Annotated in this window: 12 protein-coding genes; 11 read left to right on the forward strand and 1 reads right to left on the reverse strand. The window is 76.5% G+C overall.

Going from position 1 to position 16,333, the window contains the following annotated elements:
* Window positions 1–7: 7 nt before the first annotated feature.
* The 9 genes from ACI79A_RS16860 (at window position 8) to ACI79A_RS16900 (ending at window position 12,796) form a co-directional block, all read left to right on the forward strand.
* The gene (locus ACI79A_RS16860; protein ID WP_457084911.1) at window positions 8–1,033 is read left to right on the forward strand and encodes an alpha/beta fold hydrolase; all 1,026 of its coding nucleotides are present in this window, start codon (window positions 8–10) and stop codon (window positions 1,031–1,033) included.
* A 72-nt stretch (window positions 1,034–1,105) separates the two neighbouring features.
* A complete protein-coding gene (locus tag ACI79A_RS16865) occupies window positions 1,106–2,131 on the forward strand; it encodes a DUF3152 domain-containing protein (RefSeq protein WP_457084912.1) in 1,026 nt (341 codons plus the stop codon).
* Between the two features lie 305 nt (window positions 2,132–2,436).
* Window positions 2,437–3,597: an adenylyltransferase/sulfurtransferase MoeZ gene (gene moeZ, locus ACI79A_RS16870; protein ID WP_457084913.1), complete on the forward strand. Its 1,161-nt coding sequence runs from the start codon at window positions 2,437–2,439 to the stop codon at window positions 3,595–3,597.
* A gap of 129 nt (window positions 3,598–3,726) precedes the next feature.
* Entirely contained in the window at window positions 3,727–4,314 is a 588-nt protein-coding gene (locus ACI79A_RS16875) for a TIGR03086 family metal-binding protein (RefSeq protein WP_457084914.1), read from the forward strand.
* A gap of 351 nt (window positions 4,315–4,665) precedes the next feature.
* Complete coding sequence (locus ACI79A_RS16880; protein ID WP_457084915.1) at window positions 4,666–5,274, forward strand: hypothetical protein; 609 nt, start codon at window positions 4,666–4,668, stop codon at window positions 5,272–5,274.
* Window positions 5,275–5,277: 3 nt separating this feature from the next.
* On the forward strand, window positions 5,278–5,592 hold the full coding sequence (locus tag ACI79A_RS16885; RefSeq protein WP_457084916.1) for an MGMT family protein: 315 nt from the start codon (window positions 5,278–5,280) through the stop codon (window positions 5,590–5,592).
* A gap of 51 nt (window positions 5,593–5,643) precedes the next feature.
* Entirely contained in the window at window positions 5,644–8,862 is a 3,219-nt protein-coding gene (locus tag ACI79A_RS16890) for an ATP-dependent helicase (protein ID WP_457084917.1), read from the forward strand.
* Window positions 8,859–12,263: an ATP-dependent helicase gene (locus ACI79A_RS16895; RefSeq protein WP_457084918.1), complete on the forward strand. Its 3,405-nt coding sequence runs from the start codon at window positions 8,859–8,861 to the stop codon at window positions 12,261–12,263. The genes ACI79A_RS16890 and ACI79A_RS16895 overlap by 4 nt, the downstream gene beginning before the upstream one ends.
* An 83-nt stretch (window positions 12,264–12,346) precedes the next feature.
* A complete protein-coding gene (locus ACI79A_RS16900; RefSeq protein WP_457084919.1) occupies window positions 12,347–12,796 on the forward strand; it encodes an N-acetyltransferase family protein in 450 nt (149 codons plus the stop codon).
* Window positions 12,797–12,886: 90 nt separating this feature from the next.
* Here ACI79A_RS16900 and ACI79A_RS16905 read toward each other — a convergent pair whose 3' ends face one another.
* Entirely contained in the window at window positions 12,887–13,771 is an 885-nt protein-coding gene (locus tag ACI79A_RS16905; protein WP_457084920.1) for an alpha/beta fold hydrolase, read from the reverse strand.
* 59 nt (window positions 13,772–13,830) lie between these two features.
* On the opposite strand from ACI79A_RS16905, the gene ACI79A_RS16910 reads away from it, so the two are divergent.
* Window positions 13,831–15,243: a dipeptidase gene (locus tag ACI79A_RS16910; RefSeq protein ID WP_457084921.1), complete on the forward strand. Its 1,413-nt coding sequence runs from the start codon at window positions 13,831–13,833 to the stop codon at window positions 15,241–15,243.
* A gap of 1 nt (window position 15,244) precedes the next feature.
* On the forward strand, window positions 15,245–16,126 hold the full coding sequence (locus tag ACI79A_RS16915; RefSeq protein ID WP_457084922.1) for a DUF2510 domain-containing protein: 882 nt from the start codon (window positions 15,245–15,247) through the stop codon (window positions 16,124–16,126).
* Window positions 16,127–16,333: the final 207 nt, after the last annotated feature.

A 16,333-nucleotide genomic window follows, 5' to 3' on the forward strand; every position in this document is an offset into this window, starting at 1 on the left:
CGAGCGGGTGACCGACGCACGGCTGTCCGAGAGCCCGCTGCCGCGGCTGGGCCGGTTGCTCCCGCCCTGGCCCGGGGAGATGGTGCCCGTCTCCGGCGGCGAGGTCTTCGTCCGCTCCACACCCTGGCGCGGGCCCGCCGACGGCTCGGACGTCGACGCGGCCCCGCGGGAACGTGCGCTGTACGTGCACGGGCTGGGCGGGGCCTCGACCAACTGGACCGACCTCGCCGGACTGCTCGCCGTCCGCTTCGAGGGGTACGCCCTGGACCTGCCCGGGTTCGGCCGGTCGGGCCCGCCGCGGCGCTACTCGATCGAGCGGCACGCGCAGGCCGTCATCGACGTCCTGGAGTGGGTCGCCGCCCGCCCCGGGCCGGGGCAGGGGCGGCCGGTGCACCTGATCGGCAACTCCCTCGGCGGGCTGGTGAGCGTGTGGGTGGCCGCGCGCCGTCCGGACCTGGTCGCCACCCTCTCGCTGATCTCCGCGGCCATGCCGGTCTACCGGGTGCCCGCCGCCTTCGACCGGGCGATCACCCTGGTCCTGCTGCCGGGGGTGCCGGCGCTGGCCGAGAAGCGGCTGGCCGGGGTGAGCCCCGAGGAGCGGGTGCGGGGGCTGGTGCAGGCCTGCTTCGGCAACCCGGGCGCGGTCCCACCCGAGCGCCTGCAGCAGGTCGTCGAGGAGATGCGGGAGCGCGACGAGCAGCCCTGGGCGGGGCAGGCGCTCACCCGCAGCCTGCGCGGCCTGATGACCTCCTACCTGCGGTTCGGCCGGGCCAACGCCTGGCGCATGGCCCGGTCCGTGCGGATGCCGTCGCTGGTGGTTACCGGCGACCGGGACCGCCTGGTCGACCCGGCGCTCGCCACCCGGCTCGCCGACGTGCTGCCCGACGCCCGCCTCCAGGTGCAGGCCGGTATCGGCCACCTGGCGATGATGGAGGCCCCCGAGCCCACCGCCCGGGCCGTGCTCGCCCTCGCCGAGGACGTCGCGGACGGCGCCCGGGCCGCCGGACGGGACTCCTCGACGGCGCAGGCCTGAGCCGGACACGCGACCGGGACACTGCCCGGCGGCTCTGCCGCCCCGCCCGGGATCCGTGAGAGCCTGGCCGCCGTGGCCAGCCCCGACGACCGTCCCGGTCGCCACCCGGCGCGGCCACCGCGGCCCCCCGTCCCGGTTCCCCGGTCCGCGGGGACGGCCGGCCGCCAGCGCCCCGTCCGTGCGGGTGCACCCGCCGCCGGCGCCTCGGCGCGCAGTGCCGGCCCGCGCACCGGGCCGCTGGTCGCCCGGCCCGACCCGGTGCCGCCGCCCCGCCGCCAGGCGCCGCCGCCCGCGGGTCCGATCCGGCGGTTCACCCGCCGGTACGGCTGGCGCGCCTACGCCATCCCGGTGCTCACCCTGGCCACCGTCATCACCCTGGCCGACGTCGCGTTCAGCGGCTCGGACCAGGCGCCGGTCGCCGAGCAGGCCACGTCCTTCCCGTCGGTCACCGCGCCCACCGGCGCCGTGGAGCCGACGCCGGTCCTCGTCGAGCAGGCCCCGGCCGAGGGGGAGGGGGTGCCCACCGAGCAGCCGCCGCCGGAGCCTGCCCCGGCCACGTACGTCGAGCAGGGCGCGGGCAGCGTCTCGGTCGTCGACGGCAGCTCGCAGGTCTACGGCACCGGACCGTTGCAGCGCTTCGTCGTCGAGGTCGAGGACGGCATCGGGGTGGACGGCGCCCAGTTCGCCGCCGCCGTCGAGGGCATCCTCGGCGACCCGCGCTCCTGGGGCGCCGGCGGGCAACGGTCCTTCCAGCGGGTGGGCGCGGCCGAGGCCGCCGCCGGCGGCTACGACTTCCGGGTCAGCCTGGTCAGCCCGGGCAGCATGGAGACCTACTGCCCCGGGGTGGGCACGGGTGGCTACACCTCCTGCCGGTACGGCGAGCGCGCCGTGATCAACCTGGCCCGGTGGGAGACCGCCGTCCCCGACTACGGCGGCGACATCCCCACCTACCGGCAGTACGTGGTCAACCACGAGGTCGGGCACGCGCTGGGCAACGGGCACCAGCCGTGCCCCGGGCCGGGGCAGCTCGCGCCGGTCATGCAGCAGCAGACGCTCGGTCTGCAGGGCTGCGTCAAGAACGCCTGGCCGTATCCCTGAGTCGCCCTGCCGGGCTCCACCGCGGCCAGGTGTCGTGCCCCTGGGGCGCTGAGCCGTTGCCAGCGGCTCCGCCGGGGACCCTCCGGCCCCGCGCCGTCCCCGCTGAGGTGGCTCCGCCGCCGTTCTCCGTACCGCTGGTCACCGTCGTCCGGGGTCCGGTTCCCGATGGCCGGTCGCCGGCGCCGTCCCGGTGGGTGGGACGGCGTTCGGGACCGGGATTACCGACCCGTGTCAGGCTGTTGCGCAGTCCAGGACGCCGGCTCGGGCCGGCGCGCCTGACGACACAGCCGTGTGAGGAGCGCCCCGTGCAGTTGCCACCCCTGGTGGAGCCCGCCGACGACCTGTCGATCGACGAGGTCCGCCGCTACAGCCGCCACCTGATCATCCCCGACGTCGGGATGGACGGGCAGAAGCGGCTCAAGAACGCCAAGGTGCTCGCCGTCGGCGCCGGTGGCCTCGGCTCGCCGGTGCTCATGTACCTGGCCGCGGCCGGCGTGGGCACCCTGGGCATCGTCGAGTTCGACACCGTCGACGAGTCCAACCTGCAGCGCCAGATCATCCACGGGCAGTCCGACGTCGGCCGCTCCAAGGCCCAGAGCGCCGCGGACTCGATCCGGGAGATCAACCCCTACGTCGACGTCCGCCTGCACGAGACGCGGCTGGACAACGAGAACGTGCTGGAGATCTTCAGCCAGTACGACCTGATCGTCGACGGCACCGACAACTTCGCCACCCGGTACCTGGTCAACGACGCCGCCGTCCTGCTGAACAAGCCGTACGTGTGGGGCTCGATCTACCGGTTCGACGGCCAGGTCTCGGTCTTCTGGAACGAGCACGGGCCCAACTACCGTGACCTCTACCCGGTGCCGCCGCCGCCCGGCATGGTCCCCAGCTGCGCCGAGGGCGGCGTCCTGGGCGTGCTGTGCGCGACCGTCGGCGCCATCCAGGCCACCGAGGCGGTCAAGCTGATCACCGGCATCGGCGAGACGCTGCTCGGCCGGCTGATGGTCTACGACGCCCTGGAAATGACCTTCCGCACCATCAAGGTGCGCAAGGACCCCGAGGGTGAGCCGATCACCGGGCTGATCGACTACGAGAGCTTCTGCGGCGTCGTCTCCGACGAGGCCCAGCAGGCCGCGGCCGGCTCGACGATCACCGTCGACGAGCTCAAGGACATGATGGACGCCGGCAAGGAGTTCGAGCTGATCGACGTCCGCGAGCCCAACGAGTACGAGATCGTCTCGATCCCGGGTGCCAAGCTCATCCCCAAGGACGAGATCCTCTCCGGCCGGGCACTGGCGCAGCTGCCCAACGACAAGCCGATCGTGCTGCACTGCAAGACCGGCGTCCGCTCCGCGGAGGCGCTGGCCGCGGTGAAGAACGCCGGGTTCAAGGACGCCGTGCACGTGCAGGGCGGCGTCACCTCCTGGGCGACCCGGATCGACAAGGCTCTCCCGACGTACTGAAGGACCCCCTCGCCCCCCGACCCTCGCTCCGCTCGGGCCGGGACCCTGCGAGGGGGCCGAAGAGCAACGCACCTGGGCCCCGGCGCCGCCACTGGGCGGGCCGGGGCCCGGGTGCGTTCTACTGGCGGCATGCCCGCGCCCAGCCACACCGACCTGCTGCTGCTCTTCCAACGGGCCCAGGCGCAGTTCACCGACCGGGTGGACGCCGTGGAGCCCGGGCAGTGGGACGCTCCCGCGCTGCCCGAGTGGAGCGTCGCGGACCTGGTGGCGCACCTGACCAGCGAGCAGCTCTGGGTGCCGCCCCTGCTGGCCGGCGAGCCGCTGGAGGTCGTCGCCCAGCGCATCCCCACCGACACCGACGAGCTGGTCGGCACCGATCCGCTCACCGCCTGGGAGACCGCCGCCGACGGTGCCCTGGCAGCGTGGGCCGACCCCACCGTCCTCGACCGCACGGTGCAGCTGTCCACCGGCCCGGCGAGCGCCGCCGACTACCTCACCGAGATGACCGCCGACCTCACCGTGCACGCCTGGGACCTCGCCCGGGCGGTGGGTGGTGACACCCACCTGGACCCCGAGCTGGCCGCAGCCGCCTTCCGGTACGCCGACGCCAACCTCGGGGACGACGGGCAGCCGGGCCTGTTCGCCGCCCCGGTCGAGCCGCCGCCCGGAGCGGACCTGCAGATCCGGCTGCTGGCGAGGTTCGGGCGTCGCTCCTGAGGGTGGGTCGTTGGCCCGTTCGGCCCGATGACGCGCGTCACGCACCTAGGCTCCGTCGTCGAACAGCCGAGCCGGAGGTCCGCACGCATGAGCCAGCCACCCCAGGGACCACCCCCGCAGGGCCCCCACGACGCGCAGCCCACCGGGCCGTCCCCGTGGGGTCCCCAGCCGGGTGCGGACTGGGGCATGCCGCCGGTCGGGCACCAGCCGTCCGGTGCCGGCTGGGGGCCGCCACCGGGGCAGCCCGGCCCCCGGGGAGCCCCCGCGCCGTGGGCCGGGAACGGCGGGCCGGGCGCGCCCGGAGGCCCGGGGACGGACCGGAAGCGGACGCTGGCGATCACGGCTGCCGCCGTGGCGGCCCTGGTGGTCGTGGTGGCCGTCGGGCTGACGCTGTGGCTGGGCGGCGACGAGCCGTCCGCCACCGCCGCAGCCGGGCGCGCCACCGACTCCTCGACCTCCGCCTCCCGGCCGGCGCCCTCGCCGTCCGCGGGAGCCAGCGGTTTCACCGCGGCCCCGCCGTCCGTGGGCGTCGAGGAGTTCCTCGCCTCGCTGCCGGTGGACTTCACCGAGTGCAGTGAGGCCGAGCCGATCGGGGACGGTGACGTCGTCGCGGCCGACTGCGGTGCGGCGTCCACCCAGCCGGGCCCGACCGACGCGACGTTCCTGCGCTACCCCGACGTCGACACCCTCGACGACGTGTTCGTCGCCGACGTGACCTCCCTCGGCCTCGAGGAGTGGGGGGTCGCGACCGACTGCACCGAGGACGGCTACGGCGAGTGGGTCCGTGGTGAGGACGTCGGCGGGCTGCTCGCCTGCGGGCTGACCGACGGCACCGCGTTCCTCTACTGGACCGACGACGAGTTCCTCACCGAGGGCGTGGTGAGCGCGCCGGGGGAGACCCAGGACGACGTCGTCGCGCTCTACGAGTGGTGGGTCGAGAACAGCGACTTCGTGAGCTGACCCGTGGGCTCAGCGGGGGAGGGCCGGTCGGCCGCCGACGTCGACGAGGCCGTCTTCGACGCGGTCGAGGCCATCCCGCCGGGCCGGGTCAGCACCTACGGGGCCATCGGCCGCCTGGTCGGCGTGGGCCCCCGGCGGGTGGCCCGGGCGCTGTCGGCCGGCGGCGGGGCGGTCCCCTGGCACCGCGTCGTGCGTGCCGACGGCACCCCGGCCGAGCCGGTGCGGGTGCGCCAGCTCGCGCTGCTGGCCGCCGAGGGCGTGCCGGTGCGCGGCGTCCGGGTCGACCTCGCGGCCGTCGGCTGGCCCGAGGAGCCCTGAGCCGACGGCGCGCCACCGGGGACCGTCGGTGGGTCGTGTTCTCATCGAGGGGTGCGGGGGGACGGCGGGGCGGTCGCGACGGGGGAGCCGGTCTACCGGCTGGTGCAGCCGGAGGCGGTGCCGGTCGTCCGCCCCCGGCTCGACCCGACGCAGCAGGCGGTGGTCGACCACCCGGGCGGGCCGCTGCTGGTGCTGGCCGGGCCCGGCACCGGGAAGACGACGACGATCGTGGAGGCCGTCGCCGCCCGCATCGAGGCCGGCGCCGACCCCGAGCGCCTGCTGGTGCTCACCTTCAGCCGCAAGGCCGCCGGAGAGCTGCGCACCCGGATCACCGCCCGCGTGGGGCGCACGATCCGGGAGCCGGTGGCCCGCACGTTCCACTCCTACGCCTTCGGCGTCCTCCGCCGGGCCGCCGTGCTCCGGGGTGAGCCGGCGCCCCGGCTGCTGACCGCGGCCGAGCAGGACGCCGTCGTCGCCGAGCTGCTCGCCGGCGACGTCGCCGAGGACGGCGTGCGCTGGCCCGACGAGCTCGCCGCGGCGCTGCAGACCACCGGCTTCCGGGAGGAGCTGCGCGAGCTGCTGCTGCGGGCCACCGAACGGGGCATCGACCCCGCGCGGCTGGCCACCTGGGGCCGGGACCGCGGGCTGCCGCACTGGGTGGCCGCCGCCCGCTTCGCCGACCAGTACGCCGGGGTGTCCGCCTTCGCCACCGCCGCCCGCGGCGGCGCCAGCGGCTACGACCCCGCGGAGCTGGTGCGCACCGCGATCGACGAACTGCGCGCCGACCCCGACCTGCTGCGCACCGAGCGGGAGCGGGCCCGCTGGCTGTTCGTCGACGAGTACCAGGACACCGACCCGGCGCAGGTGGAGCTGGTCGAGCTGCTGGCCGGCGGCGGTGGCGACCTGGTCGTCGTCGGCGACCCCGACCAGGCCATCTACGCCTTCCGCGGGGCCGAGCCGCGGGGCATCGTCGAGTTCCCCACCCGCTTCCGGCACCGCGACGGCCGCCCCGCCGACCGGCTGTCGCTCGGCGTCTGCCGCCGCTCGGGGGCCGAGCTGCTCGCGGTCAGCCGCCGGGTCGCCGAGGGGCTGCCCGGCCCCTGGGAGCACCGCCGGCTCGCCCCCGGCGAGGGGATCCCGCCCGGGGAGGCGGAGGTGCACGTCTTCGACTCCCCGGCCACCGAGGCGGCGTTCCTCGCCGACACGCTGCGCCGGGCGCACCTGCTCGACGGCGTGCCCTGGTCGCAGATGGCGGTGGTGGTCCGCTCGGCAGCGGCGGGGCTGGCTCCGGTGCGTCGCGCGCTCACCCAGGCCGGGGTGCCGGTCGCGGTCTCCGCCGACGACGTCGCGCTCGCCGCCCAGCCGGCGGTGCAGCCGTTCCTCGCCGCGCTGGGGGCGCTCCTCCCGGCGCCGTCCCCGGTCGACGGCGAGCCCGGTGAGGCGGGGCTCGACGAGCCGGGCGCGGAGGCGCTGCTCGCCTCGCCGCTGGGCGGGGCCACCGTCCTCGACCTGCGCCGGCTGCGCCGCGCGGCCCGGCGGGCGCTGGTCGACCGCGGGGAGGACGCCGGCTCCCGCGGCGCGCCGCTGGCCGCGGTGCTCGCCGACGCCACGCTGCTGGACGCGCTGCCCGAGCACGTGGCCCGGCCGGCCGCCCGGGTCGCCCGGGTGCTGTCGGCCGGGCGGCTCGCGCTGACCACCGGCGGTTCCGCCGAGGACGTGCTGTGGGCGATGTGGCAGGCCAGCGGGCTGAGCCACCGCTGGGCCCGGGCCAGCGCCGCCGGCGGGCCGACCGGCGCGGTCGCCGACCGCGACCTGGACGCCGTCGTCTCGCTCTTCGACGCCGCCGCGGCCTTCGTCGACCGGCTGCCGCACGCCGGGGTGGCCGCCTTCGTCGCCCACCTGGGCGCCCAGCAGCTGCCCGGCGACAGCGGCGCGGCCCGGGCACCGGCCGGTGAGACGGTCCGGCTGCTCACCGCGCACGCCAGCAAGGGCCTGGAGTGGGACGTGGTCTGCGTGGCCGGGGTGCAGGACGGCGTCTGGCCGGACCTGCGCACCCGGGCCAGCCTGCTCGGCACCGAGGACCTGGTCGACGCCGCCGGGGGCACCGACCCGGAGACCCTCGACCGCCGCACGCTCGCCCTCGCCGAGGAACGCCGGCTGTTCTACGTGGCCTGCACCCGCGCCCGGCGGCGGCTGCTGGTCACCGCCGTCGACGGCGCGCTGGAGGGCGGGGACGCCGGGGCCGCCGCGTCGCGCTTCCTCGACCTGGTCGACCCGCTGCCGTCCGGCGGCGACGGCGCCCGGCCGCACACGCCGCTGCCCAGGCAGCTCACCCTCCCGGCGCTCGTCGCCGAGCTGCGCCGGCACCTCACCGACCCGCAGACCCCGTCGCCCCGCCGGTCCAGCGCCGCCGCCGTGCTGCGCCGGCTGGCCGACGAGCGGGTGCCCGGTGCCGACCCGGCGGGCTGGTGGGGGCTGGCTCCGCTGTCCGACGACGCCCCGCTGGTCGACCCGGCCGACGTCGTCCCGGTCCGGCCCTCGGCGATCGACACCTTCCAGCGCTGCCCGCTGCGGTGGGTGCTCGGCGCGGTGGGCGCGGAGGCGGCGCCCGAGGCGACCCGCACCGTCGGGTCGGCGGTGCACGACGTCGCCCAGCGGGTGGCCGAGGGCCTGCCCCCGGCCGAGGCCGCGGCGGTGCTGGACACCGAGCTCGACGGGCTGGACCTCGGGCCGGGCTGGTTCGACCAGCGGCAGCGGGACCGCGCCCAGGAGATGCTCGCCAAGTTCCTCGCCTGGCACGCGAAGGGCGACCGCGAGCTGGTCGCCGCCGAGGAGGACTTCGACGTCGTCGTCGGCCGGGCGCGGCTGCGCGGTCAGGTCGACCGGCTGGAGCGCGACGCCGACGGCCGGCTGGTGGTGGTCGACCTGAAGACCGGCAAGACCGCGCCGCGGACCGTGGAGGAGCACGGGCAGCTCGCGGCCTACCAGGTGGCCGTCGCCGAGGGCGCCTTCGAACGGCACGGCACGGTCAGCGGGGGAGCCGCGCTGCTGCAGGTGGGCGGTGCCCAGAAGGCGGCCAAGGAGCACGCGCAGTCGCCGCTGCCTCCCGACGTCGACCCGCGGCAGACCTGGGCCGGGGAGCTGATCGCGGAGGTGGGCGAGGGCATGGGTGCCGGCACGTTCGTCGCGCGCACCGACACCGACTGCGAGCGCTGCGCGTTCCGCCGCAGCTGCCCGGTGCAGGAGTCCGGCCGGCAGGTGACCCAATGAGCGCCTCTTCCGGTGTCTCCCGGCCCCGTTCCGGGTTCCCTCGCGAGCGTGCGAGCGGAGGGGAGAACGGGGTCCTTCAACAGCTGTCGTTCGACCTCCCCGGCCTGGGACCGGTCAGCGAACCGGCGCTGCCGGAGCTGCTCACCCCCGCCGAGGTCGCCGCCCGGTGCGGCCTGAGCTACGCGCCGTCCCCGGAGCAGGCCGGGGTGGTGTCCGCGCCGGTCGACCGGCCGCTGGTCGTCGTCGCCGGCGCCGGGTCGGGCAAGACCGAGACGATGGCCGCCCGGGTCGCCTGGCTGGTGGCCAACCAGCTGGTCGCCCCGGAGGCGGTGCTCGGGCTGACGTTCACCCGCAAGGCCGCCAGCGAGCTCAACGCCCGGGTGCGGCTGCGGCTGGGGGCACTGGCCGAGCACCCCGACACCGACCCGGCGCTGCGCGAGCGGCTGGCCGTCGCCGCGCCCACCGTCGCCACCTACCACGGCTACGCCGCCGGGATCGTCGCCGAGCACGGGCTGCGGATCGGGGTGGAGCCCGGCGCCGGCGTGCTCGGTCCGGCGATGTGCTGGGGGCAGGCCGCCACCGTCGTCGCCGGGCACACCGGCGACATGGCCGACGTGGCGCTGGGCCTGGTCACCACCACCGAGGACGTGCTGCAGCTGGCTGCCGAGCTCGGCGAGCACGACGTCAGCCCGGACCGGCTGCGTGCCTGGACCGCGCGGTTCGAGGCCCAGCTGCGCGGCTACGCCGACGCCGGCCGGAAGAAGGGGCCCTACGCCGACGTGCTGGCCATGCTCGCGCGACAGCGGGCCCGGGTGGCGCTGCTGCCGATGGTCGAGGCGTTCGAGGCGCGCAAGCGGGCCGCGGGCGCCATCGACTACGCCGACCAGGTGGCCTACGCCGCGCGGGTGGCGGTCAGCTCCCCGGAGGTGGGCCGCCGGGAGCGGGCCCGCTGGCGGGTGGTGCTGCTCGACGAGTACCAGGACACCAGCGTCGGTCAGCTGCGCATGCTCGAGGCGCTGTTCGGTGGCCCCGGCGGGCACCCGGTGCTCGCCGTCGGCGACCCACGGCAGTCGATCTACGGCTGGCGCGGTGCCTCGGCCGGCACCATCGAGCGGTTCGCCCGCACCTTTCCCGGCACCCCGGAACGGCCGGCCGAGCGGCTCACGCTGTCGACCAGCTGGCGCAACGACCGGGCTGTGCTCGCCGTCGCCAACGCGGTGTCGGGGATGCTGCCCGAGCCCGAGCAGCCACTGCCCGACCTCACCGCCGCGCCGGTCGCCGGCCCGGGCGCGGTGCACGTCGGGCTCTACGAGACCGTCGCCGAGGAGACCGCGGCGCTCGCCGACCGGCTGGCCGCCGAGTGGCACGGTCCCGACCAGCGCGGCCCCGCCGACAAGCGCCCGACGATCGCGGTGCTGGCCCGCCGGCGGGCCCAGCTGCCCGGTATCGCCGCGGCGCTGCGTGAGCGGGGGCTGCCGGTCGAGGTGGTCGGGCTCGGTGGGCTGCTCGACGTCCCGGAGGTCTCCGACGTCGTCGCCACGCTGCGCGTGCTGGTCGACCCCACCGCCGGTGACGCGCTGGGCCGGCTGCTCACCGGCGCCCGCTGGCGGATCGGCCCGCGCGACCTCGCCGCGCTGGAGGGCCGCGCGCGGTCGCTGGTGCGCGAACGGCGGACCGCGGCCGCGGAGGCCGGCCCGCCCGGCGACGTCGCCGCCGCCCCCACCGAGGGCGCCACCCCGGAGCTGCCCCGGGAACGGGGCAGCATCATCGAGGCGCTCGACGACCTCGGCCGCCCCGAGGCCTACTCCGCCGAGGGCTTCCGCCGGCTCCGGCGGCTGGGCACCGAGCTGGCTGCGCTGCGCGGACGGCTGGGGGAGTCGCTGCCCGACCTGGTCGACGAGGTGGTGCGCGTCCTGGGTCTGGAGACCGAGCTGGCCAGCCACCCCGACGTCACCCCCGGCCGGGCGCGCACGCACCTCGACGCGCTGCACGAGGTCGCCGCCCAGTTCGCCGAGCTGGCCGAGCTGCCCTCGCTGCCGGCGTTCCTCGGCTACCTCGCCGACGCCGAGGTCCGCGAGCGCGGGCTGGAACCCGGGGAGGTGGCGGTCAACCCGGAGGCTGTGCAGCTGCTCACCGGGCACTCGGCCAAGGGCCTGGAGTGGGACGTCGTCGCCGTCCCCGGCATGACCGTCGGCCAGTTCCCGGCCAAGGGCGACGCCTCCGACTCGTGGATCCGCGACCCCGGCGCCGTCCCGGTCGACCTGCGCCTCACCGACCGCGCCGAGCTGCCCCGGCTGCACCTGCCCGTGCCCGGCTCCGGCGACCAGGCCGCCGTCCGCGACGCGCTGGCCGACTACGTCGCCGAGTGGAAGGACTTCGGGCTGGCCGAGGAGATCCGGCTCGGCTACGTGGCGGTCACCCGGGCCAAGCACCTGCTGCTGTGCTCGGGCAGCTGGTGGCGCGACGGCAAGACCGTGTGCGGGCCGTCCTCGCTGCTGCTCGCGGTCAAGGACGCGGTCGACGCCGGTGCCGGCGTCGTCGACGCCTGGGCCGAGGCGCCGGCCGACGACGCGGAGAACCCGGCGCTGGCCGAGTGGCCGATCGGCGTGTGGCCGGCCGACCCGCTGTCCTCGGGACGGCGCCGCGCGTTGAGCGCCGCCGCCGAGCTGGTCGCCGCCAGCCGGCCGCACCCGCTCACCGACGAGGCGTTGCAGGCCACCGACGACCCGCTGGTCGCCGACTGGATTCGCGACGCCGACCTGCTGCTGCGTGAGCGGGCCGAGCACTTCCGCGGCACCGTCGAGGTGGCGCTGCCGGCGCACCTGTCGGTGTCGGCGCTGGTGGCGCTGCGGCGCGACCCCGCCGAGCTCGCCCGGCGGCTGCGCCGGCCGATGCCCGCCGCGCCGGCACCGCTGGCCCGCCGGGGCACCGCGTTCCACGCCTGGCTGGAGGAGCGGTTCGGCACCTCCCGGCTGATCGACCTCGACGAACTGCCCGGCTCCGGCGACGCCGAGGCCGCCCCCGACGAGGCGCTGGCCGCGCTGCAGGAGGCGTTCCTGGCCAGCGAGTGGGCCGACCGGCAGCCGGTCGACGTGGAGGCGCCGTTCGAGACACCGCTCGGGCCGCTGACGCTGCGCGGACGGATCGACGCCGTCTACGCCACGCCCGACGGCGGCTACGAGGTGATCGACTGGAAGACCGGCCCGGTGCCCGGCGCGGCCGAGCTCGCCGCCGCGGGCGTGCAGCTGGCCGCCTACCGGCTGGGCTGGTCGCGACTGACGGGCGTGCCGGTCGAGCGGGTCAGCGCCGGCTTCCACCACGTCGCCGCCGGTGTCACCCTCCGCCCGGTCGACCTGCTCGACGAGGCCGGCCTGCTCGCTCTCATCACCGGCGCGGACTGACGGAGTCCGACAGTGTGCGCAGAATGCTGGTCGCCGGCCCCGGAACTGGCGGTCAGCGCACATCGTTGGACCAGGCGGTCGGCATGATTCGAGACGCGCTCGAGAGCGACCTTCCGACGGTCGTGGCGTTGTACGCGGACGACGCACTGGGGTCCGCCCGGGAGCAGCCGCGCGAGCCACTGGTGGCCGACCACCTGCGGGCGTTCGCGGCGGTCAGCGATGACGCGCGCACCCGGTTGGTCGTCGCGGACGTCGACGGAGAGGTCGTCGGCACCCTGCAGGTCACCTTCCTGCCTCACCTGGTGCGGCGGGGCGGCGAGCGGGCGCAGATCGAGGCCGTGCGGGTGGCGGCCGCGCACCGCGGGAACGGGGTGGGCCGCCGGCTGGTCGACTGGGCGGTCGACCGGGCCCGGGAACGCGGCTGCACGCTGGTGCAGCTCACCACGGACGCCGCCCGGGCCGATGCGCACCGCTTCTACGAGTCCCTCGGGTTCACCGCGAGCCACGTCGGGATGAAGCTGCCCCTGCGCTGAGCGCTCACAGACCACCCTGACGGTGTGCGCTGGGTGCTGGGCCGCGGCCCGGGGATCAGCAGTCAGCGCACACGCGTGGGGCCGAGACGGTCAGCTCGGCGGGGCCTGGTGGTGCCCGGGGGCCGGGTCGAACGCGGCGCCACCCGCCACCCGTTCGATGATCGCCCCGGCCAGCGCCTCGGGCGCCTGCTCCGGCACCCAGTGGGTGATCCCCGGCAGCTCGACGAACCGGTAGTCACCGGTCACCTGGTCCGCGCACGCCTCCGCCGCGGTGCGGCCGATCGCCACGTCGCCGTCGCTCCACACGAACGTCGTCGGCACCTCCACCGGCTCGACCCGGGTGCCGGCGTCCGTCGCCCGGTACCAGTTCAGCGCGGCGGTCATCGCCCCCGGCGCGGACAGCACGCCGACGTAGGCGTCCACCGCCTCGGCCGGCACGCCGGGTGCCTCCAGCAGCCGCCGCATCCGCCGCGCGTCGTCGGCGAGCAGCGCCTCCTCCGCCTCCCCGGGCCGGCGGAACAGCCGGACGTAACCCGACCGCTCCTTCTGCTCCGGGTCGGCCCGGTAGGCGAGGGTGAACGCCGTCGGGTGCGGCACCGAGACCGCGGTCAGCGACGCCACCCGGTCCGGGTGCCACGCGGCCAGGCCCCACGCCACGTTGGCGCCCCAGTCGTGGCCGACCACGTGCGCCACCGGCACGTCCAGCGCCGTCATCAGGTCCGCGGTGACCTGCACCAGGTTGGGCAGCGCGTAGGCGTCGACGTCCAGCGGCCGGGCGCCGGGGGAGTAGCCCAGCTGGTCGGGGGCGAACGTGCGCAGCCCGGCTTGGGCCAGCAGCGGCGTCACGGCCGACCACGACAGCGACGTCTCCGGGAAGCCGTGCAGCAGCAGCACCGGCAGCCCGTCGTCCGGTCCGTCGGTCCGGACGTCGAAGGTCAGGTCACCGACGTCCACCTGCAGCATCCCCACCGGCATGCACGCAACGTAGCCGCCACCGCGCCGGTCGGCTCGGCACCCCGCGTTACCGTTCGACGGTGAGCAGCAGCCCCGAACGCGACTTCGTCACCGCCCACCTCGAGGACCTGCACGCCGACCTCGACGCGTGGCTGCGGATCCCGTCGATCTCCGCCGACCCGGCCCACGCCGGCGACGTGCGGGCCAGCGCCGAGTGGCTGGCCGAGGCGCTGCGCCGCACCGGCTTCCCGACCGTGGAGGTCTGGGAGACCCCCGGCGCCCCGGCGGTCTTCGCCGAGTGGCCCTCCGCCGACGCCGGCGCCCCCGTCGCCCTCGTCTACGGTCACCACGACGTCCAGCCGGTCGACCCGCTGGAGCTGTGGGAGCACCCGCCGTTCGAGCCGACCCGCGTCGAGGGCCCCGACGGCCCCGAGCTGCACGCCCGCGGCGCCATCGACGACAAGGGCAACGTCGCCTTCCACCTGCTCGGCATCCGCGCCCACCTCGCCGCCACCGGCCGGAACACCCCCGCGGTCACCGTCAAGCTGGTCATCGAGGGCGAGGAGGAGTCCGGCTCCCCGCACTTCGCGGAGCTGCTCCGGCAGCAGCGGGACCGCCTCGACTGCGACGTCGTCGTGGTCAGCGACACCGGCATGGCCGCCCCCCACCTGCCCAGCGCCGTCACCTCCATGCGCGGGCTGGCCGACGCCGAGATCACCCTGCGCGGCCCGGCCGTCGACCTGCACTCCGGCTCCTTCGGCGGCGCGGTGCCCAACCCGCTGCACGCGATGGCCGAGCTGATCAGCGCGCTGCACGACGACCAGGGCCGGGTCACCCTCCCCGGCTTCTACGACAAGGTGCGGCCGCTGTCGGACCGCGAGCGCGAGCTGATGGGCCGGGTGCCCTTCGACGAGGCCGCGTGGCTCGCCGGCCCGGCCGCCTCCCGGGCCACCACCGGTGAGGCCGGGTTCAGCACTCAGGAGCGCATCGGCGCCCGGCCGACGGCGGAGGTCAACGGGATGTGGGGCGGGTACACCGGCCCCGGCCACAAGACGATCATCCCGGCCGAGGCGCACGCCAAGCTCACCTTCCGGCTGGTCGCCGACCAGCGGCCGGAGGAGATCGCCGACCAGGTGCGCGCCTGGGTCGAGCAGCACCTGCCCGCCGGCATCGAGGCCGAGGTGCACGCCCCACCCGGCGGCGTCGCCCCCTGCGCCAGCGACCTGGACTCCCCGTACATGGACGCGCTGCTGTCGGCGATCGCCCAGGCCTGGGACAGCGCCCCGGACCAGGTGCTGTTCATGAAGGAGGGCGGCAGCGGCCCGGAGGCCGACCTCGTCGAGCAGCTGGGCGCGCCGCTGGTGTTCCTCGGCGCCGGGCTGCCCACCGACCGGATCCACTCGCCCAACGAGCGGGTGCTGCTGCCGATGCTGCACCGCGGCGCGGAGGCAGCCGCCCACCTGTGGCGCGAGCTGGCGACCGTCGCCCGCTGACGTGACCGCGCCCGGAGCCGCCCCACCCGGCTGGTACCCCGACCCGGACGGCGCCCCGGGGCTGGTGCGGTGGTGGAACGGTGCCGGCTGGTCCGACGTCACCACCCCCGCCGGCCCCGGGGTCAGCGTCGGCCGGGCGTTCGAGGCGCCCAGCCGGCCGGCCACAGACCCGGCCGCCTGGGAGGCGTGGGGCGCCGGGGCGCCCGCGCCCCGGTCACGCCGGCCGCTGCTGGTCGGGCTCGGTGCCCTGCTGGTGGTCGCCCTCGTCGTGCTCGTCGGGGTGCTCGTCGGCCGCTCCGACGACGACGGGGCGGGCACGCCGGTCGCCCGGCCCAGCAGCGAGCCCGGCACCCCGTTCCCCCCGGGCACCGTGCGGGTCGTCGACGAGGCCGCCGGCATCTCCTACCCCTGGCTGGGCGACGGCTGGTTCGAGTGGGACCGCGGCGACCAGATCGAGACCACCGCGACCGCCGGGCAGTACTTCGTCACCCAGGAGGAGCTGCCCGACGGCTTCGACTCCTTCATCGCCCAGTGCACGTCCGGGCCGCTGGTGTCGGCGTTCGGGTGGAGCGGCCCGGCCAGCCTGCAGATCACCACGACCACGATCGCCGACTTCGTCCGGGACGCCCACTACCCGGGGCCCAACGAGCGCACCGTGCGCCGGGACGAGGCGGTCACCGTCGACGGCGCGCAGGCCTGGGTCTACGAGTTCGACCTCGCCTGGGACGTCGAGGGCTACGACGCCACCGGGGAACGGGCCGCGCTGCTGCTCGTCGACGTCGGCCGCGAGGCCCCGGCGCTGCTGTACGTCTCGGTCCCCAACACCCACGCCGAGCTCTACGGCGTCGTCGACCGCGTGCTGGAGTCCGTCGAGGTGCTGTGACATGGCGACCCTTCCGGGTCGCACCGCGGCCGGGTGCCGTGCCCGACCGGCGCGGCACGGGGGGTGGGGTCCAGGATGCTCGTGCTCTGCTCACCACGGGTGAGCAGAGCACAAGCGTCGGCGGGGTCCCTCCGGGCCGCCTCGGTCGCACCTGCCCGAACGGGCGAACCGCTGGGCGGCGCGTCGGTGGGCGCGGTTAGGGTCGGT

The sequence above is a fragment of the Modestobacter sp. SYSU DS0657 genome, assembly GCF_054050925.1.